Source organism: Amycolatopsis iheyensis (assembly GCF_024703995.1).
Lineage (GTDB): Bacteria > Actinomycetota > Actinomycetes > Mycobacteriales > Pseudonocardiaceae > Amycolatopsis > Amycolatopsis iheyensis.
The window spans coordinates 405,880-426,649 of the sequence record NZ_JAMXQV010000001.1; the positions used below are offsets into that span (position 1 = coordinate 405,880).

At 72.1% G+C, this 20,770-nt stretch carries 17 protein-coding genes and 1 pseudogene; 10 read left to right on the top strand and 8 right to left on the bottom strand.

Annotation, left to right across the window (positions count from 1 at the left end; translation table 11 throughout):
- Positions 1-3: 3 nt before the first annotated feature.
- Positions 4-636 carry a dTMP kinase gene (locus M8542_RS02040; RefSeq protein ID WP_257918565.1) on the top strand — a complete coding sequence of 211 codons (633 nt, stop codon included), beginning with the start codon at positions 4-6 and terminating at the stop codon, positions 634-636.
- Here M8542_RS02040 and solA read toward each other — a convergent pair.
- From solA to M8542_RS02055, 3 genes are all read right to left on the bottom strand, one after another.
- Positions 625-1,755 carry an N-methyl-L-tryptophan oxidase gene (gene solA, locus M8542_RS02045; protein WP_257918219.1) on the bottom strand — a complete coding sequence of 377 codons (1,131 nt, stop codon included), beginning with the start codon at positions 1,753-1,755 and terminating at the stop codon, positions 625-627. The two genes, M8542_RS02040 and solA, sit on opposite strands and share 12 nt — an antisense overlap.
- Positions 1,752-3,776, bottom strand: a complete 2,025-nt coding sequence (locus tag M8542_RS02050) for an FAD-dependent oxidoreductase (protein ID WP_257918220.1) — start codon at positions 3,774-3,776, stop codon at positions 1,752-1,754. Before M8542_RS02050 ends, solA begins: the two co-directional genes overlap by 4 nt.
- A gap of 84 nt (positions 3,777-3,860) precedes the next feature.
- Positions 3,861-4,310, bottom strand: a complete 450-nt coding sequence (locus tag M8542_RS02055) for a hypothetical protein (protein ID WP_257918221.1) — start codon at positions 4,308-4,310, stop codon at positions 3,861-3,863.
- 64 nt (positions 4,311-4,374) lie between these two features.
- On the opposite strand from M8542_RS02055, the gene M8542_RS02060 reads away from it, so the two are divergent.
- Complete coding sequence (locus M8542_RS02060; protein ID WP_257918222.1) at positions 4,375-5,343, top strand: helix-turn-helix transcriptional regulator; 969 nt, start codon at positions 4,375-4,377, stop codon at positions 5,341-5,343.
- Here M8542_RS02060 and M8542_RS02065 read toward each other — a convergent pair.
- Genes M8542_RS02065 through M8542_RS02075 form a run of 3 tightly spaced genes read right to left on the bottom strand, consistent with a single transcriptional unit; the run spans position 5,340 to position 7,306 of the window.
- Positions 5,340-5,651, bottom strand: coding sequence for an ArsR/SmtB family transcription factor (locus M8542_RS02065; RefSeq protein WP_257918223.1), 312 nt, complete (start codon positions 5,649-5,651; stop codon positions 5,340-5,342). The genes M8542_RS02060 and M8542_RS02065 overlap by 4 nt on opposite strands.
- Complete coding sequence (locus M8542_RS02070; RefSeq protein WP_257918224.1) at positions 5,648-6,487, bottom strand: hypothetical protein; 840 nt, start codon at positions 6,485-6,487, stop codon at positions 5,648-5,650. The genes M8542_RS02065 and M8542_RS02070 overlap by 4 nt, the downstream gene beginning before the upstream one ends.
- 33 nt (positions 6,488-6,520) lie before the next feature.
- Positions 6,521-7,306, bottom strand: coding sequence for an IclR family transcriptional regulator (locus M8542_RS02075; protein WP_257918225.1), 786 nt, complete (start codon positions 7,304-7,306; stop codon positions 6,521-6,523).
- A 289-nt stretch (positions 7,307-7,595) separates the two neighbouring features.
- Here M8542_RS02075 and mtrA point away from each other — a divergent pair, with 289 nt between their 5' ends.
- The 7 genes and pseudogenes from mtrA to M8542_RS02110 all read left to right on the top strand — a co-directional run bounded on the left by mtrA (position 7,596) and on the right by M8542_RS02110 (position 18,790).
- Positions 7,596-8,273 carry an MtrAB system response regulator MtrA gene (gene mtrA / locus M8542_RS02080; protein ID WP_005150760.1) on the top strand — a complete coding sequence of 226 codons (678 nt, stop codon included), beginning with the start codon at positions 7,596-7,598 and terminating at the stop codon, positions 8,271-8,273.
- Positions 8,274-8,280: 7 nt separating this feature from the next.
- Positions 8,281-10,005 (top strand): MtrAB system histidine kinase MtrB, encoded by a 1,725-nt coding sequence (gene mtrB / locus M8542_RS02085; RefSeq protein ID WP_257918226.1) that lies wholly within the window; start codon positions 8,281-8,283, stop codon positions 10,003-10,005.
- 59 nt (positions 10,006-10,064) lie between these two features.
- Positions 10,065-11,774, top strand: a complete 1,710-nt coding sequence (locus tag M8542_RS02090; protein ID WP_276585760.1) for an LpqB family beta-propeller domain-containing protein — start codon at positions 10,065-10,067, stop codon at positions 11,772-11,774.
- 594 nt (positions 11,775-12,368) lie between these two features.
- The gene (locus M8542_RS50555; protein ID WP_372508457.1) at positions 12,369-12,734 is read left to right on the top strand and encodes a ComF family protein; all 366 of its coding nucleotides are present in this window, start codon (positions 12,369-12,371) and stop codon (positions 12,732-12,734) included.
- Positions 12,735-13,718: 984 nt separating this feature from the next.
- The gene (gene hpf / locus M8542_RS02100; protein WP_257918228.1) at positions 13,719-14,405 is read left to right on the top strand and encodes a ribosome hibernation-promoting factor, HPF/YfiA family; all 687 of its coding nucleotides are present in this window, start codon (positions 13,719-13,721) and stop codon (positions 14,403-14,405) included.
- A gap of 205 nt (positions 14,406-14,610) precedes the next feature.
- Positions 14,611-17,163, top strand: a pseudogene (secA, locus tag M8542_RS02105) (preprotein translocase subunit SecA); the annotation flags it as partial.
- Positions 17,164-17,587: 424 nt separating this feature from the next.
- Positions 17,588-18,790 carry a cytochrome P450 gene (locus tag M8542_RS02110; protein ID WP_257918230.1) on the top strand — a complete coding sequence of 401 codons (1,203 nt, stop codon included), beginning with the start codon at positions 17,588-17,590 and terminating at the stop codon, positions 18,788-18,790.
- A gap of 177 nt (positions 18,791-18,967) precedes the next feature.
- Here the strand turns inward: M8542_RS02110 and M8542_RS02115 are convergent, their stop codons facing one another.
- Positions 18,968-19,423 (bottom strand): Rv3235 family protein, encoded by a 456-nt coding sequence (locus M8542_RS02115; protein WP_257918231.1) that lies wholly within the window; start codon positions 19,421-19,423, stop codon positions 18,968-18,970.
- Between the two features lie 199 nt (positions 19,424-19,622).
- Here M8542_RS02115 and M8542_RS02120 point away from each other — a divergent pair, with 199 nt between their 5' ends.
- Positions 19,623-19,997 (top strand): HAD-IA family hydrolase, encoded by a 375-nt coding sequence (locus M8542_RS02120; RefSeq protein ID WP_257918567.1) that lies wholly within the window; start codon positions 19,623-19,625, stop codon positions 19,995-19,997.
- A gap of 6 nt (positions 19,998-20,003) precedes the next feature.
- Here M8542_RS02120 and M8542_RS02125 read toward each other — a convergent pair whose 3' ends face one another.
- Positions 20,004-20,765: a TrmH family RNA methyltransferase gene (locus M8542_RS02125; protein ID WP_257918232.1), complete on the bottom strand. Its 762-nt coding sequence runs from the start codon at positions 20,763-20,765 to the stop codon at positions 20,004-20,006.
- Positions 20,766-20,770: the final 5 nt, after the last annotated feature.

A 20,770-nucleotide genomic window follows, 5' to 3' on the forward strand; every position in this document is an offset into this window, starting at 1 on the left:
CTGGTGGTCATCGAAGGGCTCGACGGCGCGGGCAAGCGCACGCTCGCCGACGGGCTGACGGCGGAGCTGAACGCGAAGGGCGCGAGCGTGGCGTCGCTGGCGTTCCCGCGCTACGGCAAGAGTCTGCACGCCGACCTCGTCAAGGAGGCACTGCACCGCGGGCACGGCGACCTCGCCGACTCGGTGTACGGCATGGCCGTGCTCTACGCGCTCGACCGCAGCGGTGCCGCCGACGAGATCCGGGCGCTGCGGGATGCGCACGACGTCGTCCTGCTCGACCGCTATGTGGCCTCCAACGCCGCGTACGCGGCCGCGCGCCTGCGGCAGGACGCCGCCGGCGAAGTCGTGAAGTGGGTGTGGGAGCTGGAGGTCGGCCGGTTCGGCCTGCCTCGCCCGGACGCGCACCTGCTGCTGCGGGTCGCGCCCGCGGTGGCGGCCGAGCGCGCCGAACGCCGGGCCGCGGCCGAAGCCGACCGCGAGCGCGACGCCTTCGAAACCGACGACGGCCTGCAGCGCCGGTGCGCGGCCGTCTACGACGAGCTGGCCGCGTCGGGCTGGCTGGCGCCCTGGCACGTCCTGGACGGCGTCGCCGGGGTCGATCTCGAGGCGCTCGCGAAGTCGCTGCTAACCGCGTAGCCGCGCGGGGTCGAAGCGGTCGATCGGGTGCGCCGTGCGTCCGTCGACCACCAGGTCCGCGAGGATCTCGCCGAGCACCGGGACGAACTTGAAGCCGTGGCCGGAGAACCCGCACGCGAGCACCACGCGCTCCTCGTCCGGGTGCGGTGCGACGACGAAGCTCTCGTCGGCGGTGTTCGTGTAGAGACACGTCGCCGCGCGGAGGAACGCGCCGGGCAGCGTCGGGAGGTGCCGTTTGACCACGGAAGCCATCTCGTGGACCTCGTCGGCGGACACCGTCCGGTCGATGCCGTCGGCGGTGCACGGGCGGCCGCCGGTGTGGAACGCGACCTTCACACCGTCCGCGGCCGCGTTGTGCGCCGGGAAGCCGTAGAACGTGTAGCCGTCGCCCTCCCACAGGTACACCGGATGCGCCCGGAACGGCTCGACCCCGCCCGACGGCGCGAACCAGTACTGCACCTGCCGCCGCACGGTGAACTCGACGCCGAAGCCGCGCAGCAGCTCACCGGCCCACGCTCCGGGGCAGAGCACGAGCCGGTCGGCCGTGTAGTAGTCGTGCGACGTCCCGACGCGCACGCCGCCGGCCATCGTGCTCCAGGTGAACACCTTCTCCTCGTGGTGCAGCTCGGCGCCGCACCGCGCGGCGAGCTGCAGGTGCGCGGCGACGCTGCCCTCGGGGGAAACCAGCCCGGCGCCGGGCTCGTACAACCCCACCTCGTCGGCCACCGGGGCCGTGGTCGGGAACCGGCGCCGCAGCTCGCCGGCGTCGAGCAGCTCGTGCGGGATGTCGAACGCCCGCGCCGAGGCGAGGCTGCCGGTGATCGTCCGCGACCCGGCCGTGCCGACCATGAGCCCACCGCACGGGGTGAACAGCCGGCGTCCGCTGTCCCGCTCGAGACCGGCCCACAGCTCGTGCGCGCGCAGCAGGAGCGGCACGTACTCGGGGCCTTCGAGGTAGGCCTGGCGGGTGATCCGCGAACCGCCGTGGCTGGACCCGCGGTTGTGCACCGGCGCGAACTGGTCGAGGCCGAGCACGCGCTGCCCGCGTTGCGCCAGCCGGTACGCCGCCGCGCTGCCCACACCGCCGAGGCCGAGCACGATCACGTCGTAGTGCGTCATGAGACCCTCCCGGGCACGCGGGTGCCGAAGTGCTCGATCTCCACCGGGGTGCCCGGCGTGCTGTGCTCCACCGGAAGCCAGGCGTAGGCCAGGGTTTCGCCGGCGGTGTAGCCGTAGCCGGCGCTGGTGACGTACCCGGCCGGCTGCCCTTCGACGTACACGGGTTCCTTGCCCAGCAACACTTTTCCGGCCGTCAGCCGGGTCAGGCGACGGCTCACGGTCGCCGCCGAAAGCCCGGTCAGCGCGTCCCGGCCGAGGAAGTACCCCTTGTCGAAGCGGACCGCGTGCCCGAGCCCGGCCTCGTAGGGGTTGTGCTCGGTCGTGAAGTCGACTCCCGCGACGCGCCCGCCCGCCTCCAGCCGCAAGCTCGTGAAGGCCTGGTGGCCGGCCGGGACCACACCGCGGTCCCGGAGGGTGTCCCACAGGTGCCGGCCCAGGTCGGCGGTCGTGTGCAGCTCCCAGCCGGGTTCGCCCACAGTGGACAGTCTCAACGCGACGACCGGGACGTCGCCGAGGTACGTCTCCGCGGCCGAGAAGTCCGTTGTGGACAGTTCCGGTAGGACCTCACCGGCCCGCGGCCCCCAGACGCCGAGGCAGCACGTGCCGGGCGTGGTGTCGTGCAGCTGCGCGGTCCCGTCGCCGGGCAGGTGCCGCCGCAGCCAGTCGAAGTCCAGGCGGCTGCTCGCGCCGACGTGGAACCGGTCGGCGCCCAGCCGGGCCACGGTGAGGCAGCCACGCACGCCGCCGGCTTCGTTCAGCAGCAGGGTTTCGGTGACGGTGCCCGGATCCGCCACGTCGCCGGTCGTCATGGCCTGCAGGAACGGCAGCGCGCCGGGCCCGGTGACGGCCAGCCGCGGCACCGACGTCAGGTCGACCACCACGACGCGCTCGCGAGCGGCGACCACCTCCGCGCCGACGTCGGAGGAGTACCGCTCCGGCCGCGCCCAGCCGCCGGCGGAGCCGAAGCGCGCGCCCAGCGCGGCCTGGCGTTCGTGGAAGGGGCTGTGCCGCGCCGGTCCCGGGACGAACCGGGCCGGGTCGCAGCCGTGCAGGGCCAGCGCCGGCTGCCCCTCGACGAGCCAGCGCGCCAGTTCCCGCGCGACGCCGGCGGAGTGCTCGGCCCGGACGGCCTCGGCCACCCAGAAACCGTCGAGCGACGGGTGCTCGCCGATCAGCGGCTGCCCGGCCGGCACCACCACCGTCGACACGGTTTCGGCGTCGCGCAGGGCGGGCACCAGGCCGGCGTCCGCGGTGATCCCGGCGCCGAGCCGGTCGACGTGCTCGCGGACGTACATCCCGGATTCGAGGTGCCGCAGCACGGGCAGGCCCGCCTGCACGTGGTCGTCGTTGCGCCCCTCGAGTCCCGGCAGCGGCGGCGTCATCGCGTAGTCGTGCGTCAGCGTCGCCCGCGGCAAGTTCAGGCCGACCAGCTTCCCGGCGTCGGCGCACGACACGACGACGTCGGCGCGGAACCGGCCGGCCGTGGTGACGACGCCGGTGACCCGCCCGCCCGCGGTGTCGATCGCCAAGACGTCTTCGCCGGCGAACCGCACACCCCGCGCTTTCGCCCGCCGCGCCTGGGCTTCGGCCGCGCGGCGCGCGTGGAGCAGGCCGTCACCGGGGACGTGGAGCCCGCCCAGGACGCGTGTTCCGTCGACGAGCGGGTGCAGGTCAGCGCACTCGTGGGGCGTGCGCAGGAACCCCCGCACGCCCCACGACGTCGCCCAGCCGTGCCGTTGCTTCAGCTCCTCGAGCCGCTCCCGCGTCGTCGCGACTTCGAGGCTGCCCACCGGGTTGAAGCACCACTCGCCGTCGAGGCCCGCGTACTTCGCGACGGTGTACTTCGCGAACTCCGTCAGCGTGCGGTCCTCGTGCGTCCGGAACACCAGCCCCGGAACGTCCGCGGGGTCGCCGCCGCCCAGCACGGTGACGTCGGTCCAGCCCAGCTCGGTCAGCTCGTCGGCCAGCGCGCAGCCGACGAGGCCGGCGCCGATGACGGCCACCCGGGGACGTCCTGCCATCGGGTTCCTCCCGGGCGACGAAGTTGCGTCTTCGGCAACAAAGTGCGTCATGCGCGACGCGCTGTCAAGCGCCCGAAAAGGTGCTCACGCCCGGGCGAAGTCCATGACCCAGTTGGACTCCCAGGTCTTGCCGCCGTCGGCGGAGAACTCCTGCTCCCACCGGGGCGTGTCGGTGGTCGTGCCGGTCCAGGCGTAGTGCACCTTGACCGGCGTGCCTTCGTGTTCGTCGTCGCCGTAGAAGTCGCCGCGGCCCCCGGCGAAGGTGCCGACCACCCGGGGCTGCAGCAGCCCGGTCCGGCTGTTGGCCCAGTGCAGGGACCACTCCTCGCGCTCGACGTCGAAGAGCCGGAGGGTGCAGCCGCGGCTGCCGAGGGTCGGGAACACGATCTCGTCCATGTTGCCGCCGCCCTCGAACAGCGACCAGCAGGTCGTCGTGCCGGGAAAGACGCTCCAGTCGGCACTGCCCACGAGGAGCTTGCCGAGCCGCCGGTTCGTCACGGTCCAGGAGCCGATGAGGAAGTCGAAGTCGTTCATGGCGGTGATCTTGGGGCGCTACCACTGACATCTTCTGTCAGTGGTAGCTGGCAGACTTCGCGACGTGCGTGCGAGCCGGCTGGTGTCCCTGCTTCTGCTGCTGCAGAACCGCGGGCGGATGAGCGCGGCCAAGCTGGCGGCCGAGCTCGGCGTGACGCCGCGGACGGTCTACCGCGACGTCGAGGCGCTCGCGGCCGCGGGCGTGCCGGTCTACGCCGAGACCGGCCCGGACGGCGGCTACCAGCTGATGGACGGCTACCGGACCCGGCTGACCGGGCTGACCGCGGGCGAAGCCGGGTCGCTGTTCCTGACCGGCCTGCCGCAGCCGGCCGCCGAGCTGGGCCTGGGCGCCCAGGTGGCCGCGGCGGAGCTGAAGCTGATGGCGGCGCTGCCGACGCCGTACCGGGACGCGTCGGTGCGGATCCGGCAGCGCTTCCACCTCGACGCGCCGGGCTGGTACCGCGAGGCCGAGCCCGTGCCGCAGCTGCTGGCCGCGGCGGAAGCGCTGTGGCAGGACAAGGTCGTCGAAGTCCGCTACCGCCGCTGGTCCCCGGAGCCCGGCGTGGTGACGCGGCGGCTGCGCCCGCTCGGCCTGGTCCTCAAGGCGGGCGTCTGGTACCTGGTCGCCGGGCCGCGCGTGCGCACCTACCGCGTCGCGAACATCGAGCGGTTGACGCCGCTGGAAGAGACCTTCACCCGGCCCGACGGCTTCGACCTCGCCGAGTTCTGGCGTGCCAATGTCGAAAGCTACGAGGACGGCGAAACCGGCGAGACCGCCATCGTGCGGCTGACGCCGGCGGGCATCGAGGCCCTGCCGGACATCCTGGGCCCGCGGGCCGCCCGGCTCGTCGCCCGCACGCTCGAACCCGAGGACGCCGAAGGCTGGCGCCGCGCCCGCGTGCCGCTGGAGAGCGTGCCCCACGCGGCCGCCGGGCTGCTGCGGCTGGGTGCGGACGCGCAGGTGCTGGCGCCCGCGGACCTGGTGGCGCACATGGGGGCCACGATCCGGGCGATGGCGCGGCTGTACCCCTAGCCGTGGGGTTCCGCTTGGCACCGGCGCACTTCGCCGACGAGCGTGTCGAGCGCGTCGAGGGCGTCGGCGGGGACGGCGAGGCGGTAGACCCGCTGCGCGCCGGCCCGGGTGACGGCCAGCAGCCGCGCGTCCAGGAGGATCCGCAGGTGCCGGGACACCGTGGACTGCGGCAGCCCGAGCGCCGACTGGACCTCGCCGACGGTCGCCGCGCCGCCGCGCTCGAGGAACACGCCCACGATCTGCACCCGGGTCTCCTCCCCGAGGGCCCGCAGCACCGGCAACGCGGTGGTGAGCGCTTCGCGGATCATTCGGCCACCTCCGCCGTCGAGGGGAGCAGCCCTTCGAGCCCGTCGGTCGGGAGGTCGTGCCGCCGGCCCAGCTCGATCCAGTCGTGCAGCATGCGGACGGTCTGCGCGCGGTGCCCGCCGAAGTGGTTTCGCAGGTACTGCGGCAGATCGAACGGCGCCAAGCGCGGCAGCACCGCGAGCGCGGCGCGGACCGCGACCGGGCGCACCGGTCTCGGGGGCCTGGCCCCGAACTCCGCCGCGACCGCGGCCCGGGCCTGGGTTGCGGCGTTCGCCGCCTGCCGCGAAGCCCGGCGGGCCGTCACGACGTCGAAGTCCGCGGCCTGCAGCCCGGCCACCACGGGCATCATGGTCGCCGCGGACACCAGCGGCGCGGCGAGCGGTGCGCTCCGCGCGTTGTCGACCAACGTACGAAGCACCTCGGGGCCGGTGGTCGTGAACCGGAACCGCCCCGGCTGCCACCACCAGTCTTCGGCCGCGAAGAACTCGGGAACCACCAGCCCCCACGGCCGGTCACCGGCCAGCTCACGCAGCCGCGCCACCTCCGACGGCACCTGCGTGACCGCGACGACCGCGCCGGACGCGCCGAGCAGCCGGGCCACCTCCGGCGCGATGGGCGACGCCGTGCTGAGCACCACGTCCCAGTCCTGGGCCGGGCCATCGGCCGGCGTCAGGCCGACCCGGCGTTCGACGCGCCGGGCCCCGCGCAGGCGACGGGTTTCCACGAGCAGGGAACCGGCGGCCGGCTCGCGCACCGCCAGCGTCACCTGGTGGGCCGGCGCCATCGACGTCACCAGCACCCGGGCCACCGGGCCACGGCCGATCACGAGAACACGCATGCCGACAACATATCCGGATATCCGGATGTTCGGCTACTCCCGGAAGTAGCCCAGCTGGGCGGAGAGGTCGTCCGCCGCCTCGGTCATCGGGCGCACGATCTGCTTCACCCGCTGCTTCGAGAGCCGGTACGACGGCCCGGACGCGCTCATCGCGGCGACGACGTCCCCGCCCGGCCCGTGGATCGGCACGGCGACCGCGTGCATGCCGAGCTCGAGCTCCTCGTAGCAGGCCGCGTAGCCGTCTTCCAGCACGCGCTCCAGCTCGGTCAGCAGCTCGTCCGGCTCGACCGTCGTGCGCGGCGTGTACTGCTCCAGCTTCCGCTTGAGCACGCGCTTGCGCTCGGAGTCGCCCATGTACGCCAGCAGGATCTTGCCGCTGGAGGTCGCGTGCAGCGGGGTGCGCTGCCCGGTCCAGTTCTGCGTGGTGATCGCCGCCGAGCCGCGGGCCTGGCTGATGTTGATGGCGACGCCGTCGTCGGCGATGGCGATGTTCACGGTTTCGCCCAGCTCTTCGGCGAGCGAGAGGCAGCTCGTGCGGCCGAGCTTCGCCAGGTCCATCCGGCCGGTGGCGGCGCCGGCCAGGCGCACGATGCCGAACCCGATGGCGTACTTCCCGCGTTCGCCGAGCTGCTCGACCAGGCCTCTGGACTCCAGGACGCTGAGCAGCCGGGACGCCGTCGACTTGTGGACGCCCAGCTCGCCCGCGATCTCGGTGATGCCGGTTTCGCCGTTGCGCGCGAGCAGCTCCAGCACGCTGATCGCGCGGTCGACCGACTGCACCTGGCTCTGAGTTGCGTTTCCCGAGTCCTGGTTCCGCATAGCGCAACACTATCCGTTTCGCGGCATTCCTATCGGCTGAGTGGGCGAATCTCTTGACACGCGAAGCGCGGCTTTCCCGCTCTGCCGAGCCGGCCGGCCGGCCGTTTCCCCGAACTCGCCCGCAGGTCCGCGGGGGCCGCACCGGAACTCCCGCGGCCCCCGCGGACCGGCCGAAGCCCCCGGTGGGGGCACCCGGATGGAGCAGGCGGCCCTCGCGATCTTGATCTTTCTGGTGGTCAAACACGCGGGTCGTGCGTGCGGGCGTCGGAACTAGTGCGAATATGTGGTCATGAAGGCACGCGTTCTCGTGGTCGACGACGACCCCGCCCTGGCGGAGATGCTCACGATCGTGCTCCGTGGGGAGGGGTTCGACACGGCGGTGGTCGCCGACGGTTCGCGCGCGCTGCCCGCGCTGCGCGAGCTGAAGCCCGACCTCGTCCTGCTCGACCTGATGCTGCCCGGGATGAACGGGATCGACGTCTGCAAGGCGATCCGCGCCGAGTCCGGGGTGCCGATCGTCATGCTCACCGCGAAGAGCGACACCGTCGACATCGTGCTCGGCCTGGAGTCCGGCGCCGACGACTACGTCGTGAAGCCGTTCAAGCCGAAGGAGCTGGTCGCGCGCGTCCGGGCCCGGATGCGCCGCACCGAGGCCGAGCCCGCGGAGTCGCTCACCATCGGCGACCTGGCGATCGACGTGCCGGGCCACGAGGTCACGCGCGAGGGCAAGGCCATCCCGCTGACCCCGCTCGAGTTCGACCTGCTGGTGGCGCTGGCCCGCAAGCCGCGTCAGGTGTTCACCCGCGAGGTGCTGCTCGAGCAGGTCTGGGGCTACCGGCACGCGGCCGACACCCGGCTGGTGAACGTGCACGTCCAGCGCCTGCGTTCGAAGGTCGAGAAGGACCCGGAACACCCCGAGGTGGTGTTGACCGTTCGCGGAGTCGGGTACAAGGCCGGCCCGCCGTGATCGTTCGATGACCACGGATCCCGGCAGACGGATCCCCGCGTTCGCGCGTACGACGGCACGCCTGGTGCGGCGTGTCGTCGTTTTCGCGCGCCGGCGCGCGGTCGCGTTCAACGAGCTGTGGAAGCACTCCCTGCAGTTCCGCGTGACGGTGTCGACGCTCGCGCTGTCCTCGGCCGTGGTCTTCGTGCTGGGCATGGTGCTGCAGAACCAGATCACCGAGCGGCTGCTGGACACCAAGCGCGAGGCCGCCATCGCGCAGACCCGCGCGGCCGCGGAGACGGCGGCCGGTGAGCTGGTCGGTCTCGGCGCCGAGACCGACGAGGCGCTGACCAACCGGCTCGCGAACGCGCTCAAGAAGATCGCGATCACGCCGACCAGCCAGGAAGCGGCCGGTTCGGCGGCCGGCACGTTCATCCCGGTGCTCGCCAGCGGCGGGCACGACCAGTCCGGTGACAAACCTTCGTCGGCCGGCCCGTTCCAGGACGTGCCGCCGCGGCTGCGCCAGTTCGTCGAAGCCAACGAGATGAGCTTCCTCGAGCACACCGTCCCCGACGACGGCGGCGGGCGCACGACGTACCTGATCGTCGGCACGCCGCTCAACACCGTCGCCAGCCCGCTGCAGCTGTACCTGCTGTTCCCGCTGACGACCGAGCAGAACACCGTCGCGACCGTGCAGAACACGCTGCTCGTCGGCGGGCTCGTGCTGCTGCTCCTGCTGGCGGGCATCACGAACCTGGTGACCCGGCAGGTGGTGCGGCCGGTCCGGCAGGCCGCCGCGGCCGCCGAGCAGTTCGCCGGCGGCGACCTCGACCAGCGCCTGGCCGTGCTCGGCGAGGACGACCTGTCGAAGCTCGCGGTGTCCTACAACGGGATGGCCGCCAGCATCCAGCGTCAGATCCGCCAGCTCGAGGAGTTCGGCGGGCTGCAGCGCCGGTTCACCTCCGACGTCTCGCACGAGCTGCGCACGCCGCTGACCACCGTGCGGATGGCCGCGGACGTGCTGCACGCGTCGCGCGAGCAGTTCCCGGCCGGCCTCGCGCGCTCGACCGAGCTGCTGGTCGACGAGCTCGACCGGTTCGAGTCGCTGCTCGGCGACCTGCTGGAGATCAGCCGGCTCGACGCCGGTGTCGAGGAGCTGGCCGCGGAGTTCATCGACGTCCGCCCGATCGCCACCCGCGCGGTCGAGCAGGTGCGGGTGATCGCCGGCAACGCGGGCAGCTCGGTGGAGCTGGTGCTGCCCGACGAGGAGGTCATCGCCGAGGTCGACGCCCGGCGCGTCGAACGGATCCTGCGGAACCTGCTCGGCAACGCCGTCGACCACAGCGAGGGCAAGCCGGTGGTGCTCACCGTCGGGGCCAACGAGACCGCGGTCGCGGTGACCGTCCGGGACCACGGCGTCGGCCTGCGGCCCGGCGAGGCCGACCTGGTGTTCAACCGGTTCTGGCGCGCCGACCCGTCGCGCAACCGGCGCACCGGCGGCACCGGGCTCGGCCTGGCGATCAGCCAGGAGGACGCCCGCCTGCACGGCGGCGAGCTCGACGCGTGGGGCGAACCGGGCTACGGCGCCTGCTTCCGGCTCGTCCTGCCGCGCCGCCAGGAAGTGTCGGCCGGCGACCCGCCGCTGGTGCTGCCGCCGCCCGACCGCGCGCAGACCGAGGTGCCGCTCGGCCTGATCGAGATCACGCCGGCGCCGGAGGCGATCTTCGCCGAACGTGAGGAAATCGGGCAGTGAACGAACAGGCTTTTCGGGGGTCCGGGTGGCGGAGCCCCCGGCCCGGGGCGAAGCCCCGGTTGAAACGGCTTGCGCTTGCTTTGTTGTGCCTGGTTCTGGTGGCCGGGTGCGCGAACGTGCCGCTGGAATCCCAGCCCGTCGTCGTCTCCGGCGAACGCCAGGGCCAGGGCTCGGGCGACGTCGTCCCCGAGCCGGCCAAGGACATCGACCCGCTGACGTTGGTCCGCGGCTTCATCGGCGCGACGCTGAAGCCGGGCCAGGGCAACGCGGCGGCGCGCGCCTACCTCGACGACCAGAGCCGGGCGGGGTGGCGGCCCAGCCGCAGCCTGACGATCATCCAGGACACCTTCGGCACGGTCTACGACACCGATCCGCAGCCGGACCCGAACACGCTGGTCGTCAACGTGCGCGGGATCGACATCGGCACGCTGGACCAGAGCAACGCGTTCGTGCCGGACTACAGCTCCGCGCTGCTCAAGGTGAAGGTGCGCAAGCAGGCGGGCGGTCAGTGGCGGATCGTCGACCCGCCCGCCGACCTGTACGCGACCGAGTCCGACTTCAGCGAGAACTACACCGCGGTGCCGGTCAGCTTCTACTCGGAGACGTCGGCGACGTTCGTCCCCGACCGGCGCTACGTGATCGCGAAGCCGCAGTCCGGGCTGCCGAGCCGGGTGATGGACCTGCTGGTCAACGGGCCGTCGACGAGCCTGGCGGGGTCGGTGAAGAACCTGCTCGGCGAGCCGGTCGAGATCGACACGAACGTCAAGAGCCTCGACGACGGCACGCTGGTGGTGCCGCTGACCGGGGTGTCCGGGGTGCCCGACGACACCCGGAAGCTGATCGCCGCGCAAATCGTCCTCACGCTGCAGTACGTGACATCGGCACGGATCCGGATCCTCGCCGACGGCGCGGCGCTGGTGCCGAACCACCCGGACTGGCGGTCGAACGAGCTGCCCGCGTACGGCGCGACGCTGTCGCCGAGCCTGGACCTGCTGGGGTTGATGACGGTCGGCGGCCGGGTGCGTTCCCTCGGCGACGGCGCGCCGGTCCCGGGCCCGGCGGGCAGCGGCGAGTACGACGTGGTGAGCGCGGCCCAGTCGATCGACGGCAAGCGCCTGGCGGTGGTGGAGCGCGACGGCGGCAAGGTCCGCCTGCGCATCGGCGACCTCGGGCACGACCTGCCGCTGGTCAACCTGGGCGGAACGACGTTGAGCCGCCCGACGTGGCGCCCGGGCACCGGCGAGGTGTGGACGGTGGCCGACCACCTGACGGTGGGCCGGATGGTGCTGAACCCCAACGGCCAGTGGACGGCGTTGACGGTCAACGCGACGGACCTGGTCCAGCAGGGCGGCATCACGGAGCTGCGCTTTTCGCGGGACGGCGCCCGGGTGGCGGCGGTGATCGACGGCGAGCTGTGGGTGGCGTCGGTGGTCGGCACCGGTGATTCGGTGGCCCTGCGCGAGCCCCGTCACCTCCAGCCCCACGACGTCACGGACGTGGCCGACGTGGACTGGATCACGCAGGACACCCTGGTGGCGGTGACGTCGTCGCCGTCCCAGCCGGTGGTGAGGGTCCTGGTCGACGGCCAGCGCCTGGACGCGTTCAACAGCTCCAACCTGACCCCGAAGGTCCACGGCGTGACGGCGGCCCCGGGCCGTCCGATCGTGGTGGCGGACGCGAGCGGCCTCTGGACGGCTTCGGTGCTGGGCGAGGTCTGGCGTCCGTTGCCGCACTCCATGCAGGACGCGGATCCGTTCTACCCGGGCTGAGGTTTCACGCTTCCGGGTGACGTCCGGACGTTCGAAACTGTCGGTGCCGGTGGTGACACTGTCCGTGTGCTGAAGAGACTGCTCGATTTGCTGGTACCCAGTCGCTGCGCGGCCTGCGGGGCGCGCGGGGCGCCGTGCTGCGCGGGTTGCGAAGGGGTGTGGGGCTCGGCGGCGGAGGTGGTCCGGCTGCCGACGGCGGGGCTGGTGCGGGTGTTCGCGCTGGCCCGGTACCGCGGGGTGGGGCGGCGGTTGTTGATCGCGTACAAGGAGCGCGGGCGGCGGGATCTGGCGCCTTCGCTCGGGCGGGCCTTGGCCGGGGCGTTGGCTGTGTTGCCGTTGCGGGGAACCGGTTCCGCGGGGTGTGGTGGTGTTGCGGTGCGGCCCACGATTCCTGCCGGCTTGGGCGCTTCGGCCGGTGAGCCCGCCTTCCCGAGGCGATCGCCCGGTGCCCCGGTTGCCTCGGCGCACTTCGCGCCCCTTGCGTGCCCTGGCGCTTCGGTGGGTGAGCGCGCCTCCCCGGTCCGCTCTCCAGTCCGCGAGTGCACTCCGGTTCGCGCGGGTGTCCCCGGCCGCGCGGCCAGTCCGGTCCGGGCGATGTGCCTGGTGCCGGCCCCGAGCCGTCCGTCGGCGGCGCGGGTGCGCGGTGGGCCGCACGTCGAACGCCTGGCCAGGGAAGCGGCGAAAGTGCTGGCCGAGCGAGGGTTCGAAGTGGCGGTGGCCCCGGCCTTGGAGCTGGCCGGCGGAGCCCGCGACGCGGTCGGCCTCGACCGAGCGCAACGGGCGGCCAACCTGGCCGGCCGGCTCCGCTTCAGACCGGCCGGCCGCCCACCCCCGGGAATCCCGGTGGTGGTCGTGGACGACGTGATCACCACCGGAGCCACGGCAGCGGCTTGCGTACACGCCTTGGGGGCGGAGGGAGTCGAGGTGGCGGCGGTGCTGACCCTCCTCACGGCCGGCTGACGTGGCCTCGGCAAGGCACGACGCGGCGGCCTGTGGGAACCAGTTCGCCAAGCGCCCCGTGGCCCGCGAGACCAGTTGGCCAAGTCAGCGCCAAGCGCCCTTCGGGAACCACTTCACCTGGTCGAGCCACCAGCGCGGCCGCGGCCTGGGTGCCGAGCCCACCCGCGCCCAGCGGCCACGCGAGGCCCAGCCGCACCCACCCGCCGCCCGAGGCCCACTCCGCGGGAACCACTTCACCCGGTCGAGCCACCAAGCACGACCGCGGCCAAGGCACCGAGCCCACCCGCACCCAGCGGCCACCCGAAATCCACCCCGAGAAACCAAACCAAGCCCCGAAACCAACCAGCCACAAGAAACCCGCCCACACCCCGGAGCCCAACCCGCCCCACCAGCACCAACCCGAAGGAAGAAAGGCCCCCGACCACACGACTCGCACCCGGGTGACCCCGACGTCACCTACAAGGGTGACGTCAGCCGGGAACGCGAGCGGCCTCGCGGCCGTTGTCCGGGCATGAGGGAGTCGATCACGACCACTCGGCCGCCACACCACTCCACCGGGGTGGCGGCTGCGGGCGGCCGGGCCGTCACCCTCGGCGTCCACCAGCAGTCGGCGATGCGCCGTCCGTGTGAAAGCACGCAGCGTGCACCGCGTCCGACCAGCGGGTGTTTTCTGGTGTTCACCCCCCGCTCACTGCGCGGGGTGACGGAGTCTCATTCCCCGACATCCCCCGGCTCGGGGGCTGTTGTAACGGGCGTGAGGAAGCTAACGTGCTCCGCAATCAGCAATCCCCGCAGGCAGGGAGGTGACGAGCCCATGTCCCTGGCGCCGGAGGTGCGCTGAGTCCGCGCTCGGGCACCGGCACGAGACGTCGTGAACCGCACCCGAGTTCCTTCTCAGCCCGCGATCCGGGCTTCTGTCCCCGCAATACCGGCGCCGTGTGTGAACTCAACAGCTCGCAGTTTTCGAAGCGAGGGAGGTCGTGTATGGACATCGTCGTCAAGGGCCGCAACGTGGAGGTGCCCGACCACTATCGGGCGCTTGTCAGCGAGAAGCTGGCCCGGCTCGAGCGCTACGACAGGAAAGTCATCCGGTACGACGTGGAACTGTTCCACGAACCCAACCGACGCCAGGCCAAGAGCTGCCAGCGCGTCGAAATCACCGGAAAGGGGCGGGGCCCGGCCGTACGCGCTGAAGCGTGTGCCGCCGACTTCTACGCAGCGCTTGATTCCGCAGTCACCAAGCTGGAAAACCGGCTGCGGAGGACGCACGACCGGAGGCGTGTGCACTACGGGCGCAGTCGCCCGGAATCGGTCGCCGAGGCGACCTCGGCCCTGCCGGGTGGCGGATCCCCGGCCGCGGCCAGTCCCGCCGCGCAGACCGCGGTGTTGGACGCACCCGAAGCCGAACCGCAGACGAACGGCTTCGCGAGTGCCGAAGAGATCCACCTGCCCCAGCAGCAGAGCTGGGCCGACGACGACCTGGGTCACCAGCCCGGTCGCGTCGTTCGCGAGAAGCAGCACACCGCGGAGCCCATGACGGTGGACCAGGCTCTCTACGAGATGGAGCTGGTCGGCCACGATTTCTACCTCTTCAACGACTCCGACGCGGGCCGGCCCAGCGTGGTCTACCGGCGGAAAGGCTTCGACTACGGCGTGATCCGGCTCGGCTGAGCCGGACTGAAGGAGGCCTTCACGGGTGGCCCGCACGCGCTCGCGTGCGGGCCACCCGCATGTCAGGACGTACGGCGTGTGCACACCGGCGCCCCTGTTCCCTACGATGGGGTGGGACGGTGGCGCCGACCACGGCGGCCGCCGCGGGAAAACCTGCCCGGGACCGGCCTGGGCGCACTCATGATCAGCTAGTGAGGTCGACCGGATGGTGCTGAACCGCCTGCTCCGCGCGGGTGAGGGCAAGATGGTGAAGCGGCTGCGCAACATCGCCGATCACATCAACACCCTCGAAGACGACGTCAAGGACCTGACCGACGCCGAGCTGCGGGCCAAGACCGAGGAGTTCCGCAAGCGGAACGGCGACGGCGAGTCCCTGGACGAACTGCTGCCGGAGGCCTTCGCGGTCGTCCGGGAGGCGGCCAAGCGGGTGCTCGGCCAGCGCCACTTCGACGTCCAGCTGATGGGCGGCGCGGCGCTGCACCTCGGCCAGGTCGCCGAGATGAAGACCGGTGAGGGCAAGACGCTCACCTGCGTCCTCCCGGCCTACCTCAACGCCATCCCCGGCAAGGGCGTCCACGTCGTCACGACGAACGACTACCTCGCCAAGCGCGACTCGGAGTGGATGGGCCGCATCCACCGCTTCCTCGGCCTCGAGGTCGGCGTCATCCTGTCGGAGCAGCAGCCGGACGTGCGGCGCTCCCAGTACAACGCCGACATCACCTACGGCACGAACAACGAGTTCGGCTTCGACTACCTGCGCGACAACATGGCGTGGAGCCTCGACGACTGCGTGCAGCGCGGGCACAACTTCGCCGTGGTCGACGAGGTGGACTCGATCCTCATCGACGAGGCCCGGACGCCGCTGATCATCTCGGGCCCGGCGGACCAGTCCTCGCGCTGGTACGTCGAGTTCGCCCGGCTCGCGCCGCTGATGAACGGCATCGACACCACCACGATGGGGTCGCGCGAGCGCACCGAGAAGACGAACCTGATCAACTCGAAGTACCACTACGAGGTCGATGTCCGGAAGCGCACCGTCGCCGTCACCGAGAAGGGCGTCCGGTTCGTCGAGGACCAGCTCGGCATCGAGAACCTCTACGAGGCGGCGAACACCCCGCTGGTCGGCTACCTGAACAACGCGCTGAAGGTCCAGGAGCTCTTCCACAAGGACAAGGACTACATCGTCCGCAACGGCGAAGTCATGATCGTCGACGAGTTCACCGGCCGCATCCTGGTCGGCCGCCGCTACAACGAGGGCATGCACCAGGCGATCGAGGCCAAGGAAAAGGTCGAGATCAAGGCCGAGAACCAGACGCTGGCCACGATCACGCTGCAGAACTACTTCCGCCTCTACGAGAAGCTGTCCGGCATGACCGGTACGGCCGAGACCGAGGCCGCGGAGTTCCACCAGACCTACAAGCTGGGTGTGGTGCCGATCCCGACGAACCGGCCGATGATCCGCGTCGACCAGGCGGACCTGATCTACAAGACCGAGGACGCCAAGTACGAGGCGGTCGCCGAGGACATCGCGGAGCGGCACGAGAAGGGCCAGCCGGTCCTGGTCGGCACGACGAGCGTCGAGAAGTCCGAGCGGCTGTCGAAGCTGCTGGTGAAGCTGAGCGTCCCGCACGAGGTGCTGAACGCGAAGCACCACGACCGCGAGGCGCTGATCGTCGCGCGCGCCGGCCAGAAGGGCGCCGTCACGGTCGCCACGAACATGGCCGGCCGCGGTACCGACATCGTGCTCGGCGGCAACCCCGACCTGATCGCCGACCAGGTGCTGCGCGAGCGCGGCCTGGACCCGGTCGAGCACTCCGAGGAGTACGAGGCCGCGTGGCCCGAGGTCCTGGAGCAGGTCAAGGCGGAGTCGAAGGCCGAAGGCGAAGAGGTCCGCGAGGCAGGCGGCCTGTACGTGCTGGGCACCGAGCGGCACGAGTCGCGCCGCATCGACAACCAGCTGCGCGGCCGGTCCGGTCGTCAGGGCGACCCGGGCGAGTCCCGCTTCTACCTCTCGCTCGGCGACGAGCTCATGCGCCGCTTCAACGCGACCATGGTCGAGCGCGTCATGACGACCATGCGGCTGCCCGACGACGTGCCGATCGAGCACAAGATGGTCTCCAAGGCCATCAAGAGCGCGCAGACCCAGGTCGAGCAGATCAACATGGAGCAGCGCAAGGACGTCCTCAAGTACGACGAGGTCATGAACGAGCAGCGCAAGGTGATCTACGCCGAGCGCCACCGCGTCCTCGCCGGCGAGAACCTGCGCGACCAGATCGAGGGCATGCTCAAGGACGTCGTCAACGCCTATGTGGACGGTGCGACCTCCAGCGGCTACGCCGAGGACTGGGACCACGAGAAGCTCTGGACGGCGCTGAAGCAGCTCTACCCGGTCAGCCTCGACTGGGACGAGCTGATGGAAGACGGCGACCTCGACGCGCACGGCCTCCGCGAGGCGCTGCTGCAGGACGCCCGCGACGCCTACGACAACCGCGAAGCCGAGATCAACGCGCTCGTCGGCCCGGAGGGCATGCGGACCCTGGAGCACCAGGTGATGCTGACGGTCCTCGACCGCAAGTGGCGCGAGCACCTCTACGAGATGGACTACCTCAAGCAGGGCATCGGCATGCGGGCGCTCGCGCAGCGCGACCCGCTGATCGAGTACCAGCGCGAGGGCTTCGACATGTTCCGCGCGATGCTCGACTCGCTGAAGGAGGAGGCCGTCGGCTTCCTGTTCAACCTGCAGGTCGAGCGCGCCGAGGCGCCGCCCGCCGAAGCCGCCGCCGCGCTGCCCACCGGCGTCGCGTCGGGCAACGGCAACGGCAACGGCCAGGCGGAGGGCCGGCACGCCCGTCCGGCGCCGCCGCAGCCGCCGACGACCGACACCGAGTCCGTCCCGGCCGCACTGCGCGGCAAGGGCCTCGGCGGCGGTGGCCAGCAGCCGGGCGTGACGCTGTCGGGCCCGGGTGAGGACGGCGAGGTCGAGTCCCACGCCGACGGCGGGGCGCAGGCCGCGGGCGGTGCCGGTGGGGGAACCCGCCGTGACCGCCGGGCCGCGCAGCGCGACGCCCAGAAGAAGGGCAAGAAGGGCCCGCGTCGCTGACGCAACCGGGGCCGGGGTGCGCGCGGGGTTCCGCGGGTGCCCCGGCCCCGTCGTTTTTCCGTGCAGGGATGGGGGACGACCGGTGAGCGTGGTCGAGGCGGATCCGCAGGAGTTCTTCGCGTTGTTCGGCGCCGAGCGGCGGCCGGACCCGTACCCGCACTACCGGCGGTGGCGCGAGCGGTTCCCGGTCGCGGCGCTGGCCGAGGGGATGTTCGCCGTCAGCGGTCTCGCCGAGGCGACGCAGGTGCTGCGCGACCCGGCGTTCGGGCACGCCGAACCGGAGTACCTGGACCCGGCGGACCGGCTCCCGGACCAGCCGGTCGACGAGTCGGGACGCGTGGTCCGGGCGTTCCTGTCGCTCAACCCGCCCGACCACACGCGGCTGCGGCGGCTGGTCGCGAAGGCGTTCACGCCGCGGATGGTCGAGCAGCTCGCGCCGCGGATCGAGGAGCTGACCGCGTCGCTCATCGAGCGTGCGCGCGGCGAGTTCGACCTGATGACGGCGCTCGCGAAGCCACTGCCGGTGGAGGTGATCGCCGAGCTGCTCGGGGTGCCGCTCGACGACCGCGAGCGGTTCGCGGAGTGGTCGCACGCGATGGCGCGGGCGCTGGACCCGCCGTTCCTGCAGCGCCCGGAGACGATCGAGCCGGCGGTCCGTGCGCGCCAGTCGTTCGTCGCGTACTTCCGGGAGCTGGCGGACCGGCGCCGGCGCGAGCCGGGGCAGGACCTGCTGTCGGCGCTGGTCGCGGTGTCCGACGCGGGTGACGCGCTCAGCGAGGGCGAGCTGCTGGTGACGCTGACGCTCCTGCTGATCGCCGGCCACGAGACGACGACGAACCTCATCGGCAACGGCGTCCTGGCACTGCTCCGCCACGGCGGCCTCGGCACGGCGGCGCCCGAGGGCGTGGTCGAGGAGGTGCTGCGCTACGACTCACCGGTCCAGCTGACGGCGAGGCTGGCGTTGCGCGACACGACCCTCGGCGGTCTGACGGTGCCGGCGGGCAGCCAGGTGATCGTCCTCATCGGAGCGGCCAACCGCGACCCGGCGGCGGTCCCGGACGCGGAGACGTTCGACCCGGCCCGCACCCCGGGCCGGCACCTGGCGTTCGGCCAGGGGATCCACTTCTGCCTGGGCGCGCCCCTGGCGAGGCTGGAGGGCCGCATCGTGTTCCGAGAGCTGGCCCGCCGCCTTCCCGAGCTGCGGCTGACGGCCGGTCCGAAGTGGAACGCGACAACGACCCTGCGCGGCCTGGCAACCCTCCCGGTCACCACCGGCCGCCCCTGACCCGCCACCCACGACGGCCGGCCAAGAGCGCCCCAATGTGGCGTTGGGTGCATCGAGCGCACCCAATGTGGCGTTGGGTGCATCGAACGCACCCAATGTGGCGTTCGGTGCGTCCAGCGCACCCAACGCCACATTGGGGCGCTTGAGGCGGCGGCGCCCGGGTCGAGTCGGCGCGTGTCACGCCGCGGCCCGCTGAGACCGCTGCTCAGGCGGCTTCAGGAGCGCGAAGCGTACGCACTGCCAGCCCACCGGGGTCCGGGTGAACCGGGCCGCCAGCGCGAACGACCGGCCGTCCGCCTCCACGCGCGCGCACGCCTCGATCACGTCCGGCGCCGGCGTGCCCGTGTGGACACTCTGCGTCCGGTGGCGCGGCCGGGCCAGGTGCGGCCCGCTGAGTCCCGCGTAGACCTCCGGCGCCACCAGACCGCGGATCTGCGGCACCGGACGCCGGCCGTCGTAGGCCTCCAGCAGCATGTTCAGCAGGCGGCCCACTTCGCTCGTCCCGAGGTGTCTCGGCGCCGGCCACCGGGTGTCGAGCCGGTGGTCCTCCCGCGTGGGCGGCGCCGCCTGCCGGTCCGCCCGGCGGGCCGATTCGCAGTGGTTCAGTGTTCGCAAGCGGTGTTCCTCGGTCATTTTCTCCCCTCCCGGGCGCGGCATTTCACCGTCGCCATCGCTTGGAGGGAGGAACGGCCGCGAAAGGCGACCGGAATCGCCCGATAAGGGGGAGAACCGCCGAAACCCTGGATTCTCCGGCGGCACCGCGCTAAGGGCCGATCATGCGCGACACCGCGTCGGCCCCACGGCTATGGTGTGCGGGGTGCTGAAAGGGTTGCTGGTCGATTTCGCCGGAGTTCTCACCGATCCGGACGCCGGCCGGTTGTACGACTACCTGCTGACCGCGCGTGAGCGAGGCGTCCGCACCGCGCTGCTGTCCAACGCTCCCGGGGCGTCGGCCGAGATCAAGAAGACCATGTTCGACTATTTCGACGCGCTGGTGTTTTCCGGTGAAGTCGGCGTCGCCAAGCCGGATCCCGAGGTCTACCGGATCGCGGCCGACCGGCTCGGCCTGCCCGCCACGCGCTGCGCGTTCGTCGACGACTCCGGCGCGAACGTCCGCGGCGCCGTCGAAGCGGGCATGGTCGGGGTGCACCACCGGTCGGTCGAGGAGACGCTCACCGAACTCGGCGTGTTGTTCCCGGACTCGTGAAACGCCTCAGCGCGCGCGGCGGACCAGTTCGAACGACAGGACGGCCGCCGCGGCCGAGACATTCAGCGACTCGACGTCACCCGGCATGGGAATGGAAACCCAGTCGGTGACGAGCTCGCCGACTTCGGCGCCGACGCCGGCCGTTTCGCCCCCGAGCACGAACGCCGCGCGCTGCGGCAGGTCGACGTCGAACACCGTGGTGCGCGCCGACGCTCCCAGCGCGTACAGGCCGTAGCCGGCCTCGGTGAGCATCTCGGCGGCCTCGCGCGCCGAACCGCAGCGCAGCACCGGGGCGCGGAACGCCACCCCGGCCGAAGCCTTGACCACCAGCGGGTCCAGCGCCGCGACGCCCCGGCGCGGCACGATCACGCCGTCGAGCCCGGCGGCCGTCGCCGTCCGCAGGATCATCCCGACGTTCGCGGGCGTGGTGATGCCGTCGAGCAGCAGCACCCGCGACGGCGGCCGCCGGTCGGCCAGCGCGGCGGCGAGCGAGCGCATCCGCGGCGCGACGACGTCGGCGAGCACGCCCTGGTCCTGCTTGCCGTTGCCGGCGAGCACCTTGACCCGATGGGCGCTCGCGCGCTGCACCTGGACGCCGGCGGCCTTCGCCGCGCGCTGGATCTCGGTCGCGCCGGGGCCGCGGGCGGTGTCGGCCAGGATCACCTTGTCGACGCGCAGGCCGTCGTCCGCCAGCGCCTCCAGCACCGGCTTCCGGCCGTAGACGGTCAGGAAGCGGTCCTTCGGCGAAATCGTCGAGTCATCACCCACACCGG

Coding starts and splice junctions, on each gene's coding strand:
- solA (WP_257918219.1), bottom strand. CDS start 1,755: ATGACGCACTACGACGTGATCGTGCTCGGCCTCGGCGGTGTGGGCAGC.
- M8542_RS02050 (WP_257918220.1), bottom strand. CDS start 3,776: ATGGCAGGACGTCCCCGGGTGGCCGTCATCGGCGCCGGCCTCGTCGGC.
- M8542_RS02055 (WP_257918221.1), bottom strand. CDS start 4,310: ATGAACGACTTCGACTTCCTCATCGGCTCCTGGACCGTGACGAACCGG.
- M8542_RS02065 (WP_257918223.1), bottom strand. CDS start 5,651: ATGATCCGCGAAGCGCTCACCACCGCGTTGCCGGTGCTGCGGGCCCTC.
- M8542_RS02070 (WP_257918224.1), bottom strand. CDS start 6,487: ATGCGTGTTCTCGTGATCGGCCGTGGCCCGGTGGCCCGGGTGCTGGTG.
- M8542_RS02075 (WP_257918225.1), bottom strand. CDS start 7,306: ATGCGGAACCAGGACTCGGGAAACGCAACTCAGAGCCAGGTGCAGTCG.
- mtrA (WP_005150760.1), top strand. CDS start 7,596: ATGAAGGCACGCGTTCTCGTGGTCGACGACGACCCCGCCCTGGCGGAG.
- mtrB (WP_257918226.1), top strand. CDS start 8,281: ATGACCACGGATCCCGGCAGACGGATCCCCGCGTTCGCGCGTACGACG.
- M8542_RS50555 (WP_372508457.1), top strand. CDS start 12,369: ATGTGCCTGGTGCCGGCCCCGAGCCGTCCGTCGGCGGCGCGGGTGCGC.
- hpf (WP_257918228.1), top strand. CDS start 13,719: ATGGACATCGTCGTCAAGGGCCGCAACGTGGAGGTGCCCGACCACTAT.
- M8542_RS02115 (WP_257918231.1), bottom strand. CDS start 19,423: ATGACCGAGGAACACCGCTTGCGAACACTGAACCACTGCGAATCGGCC.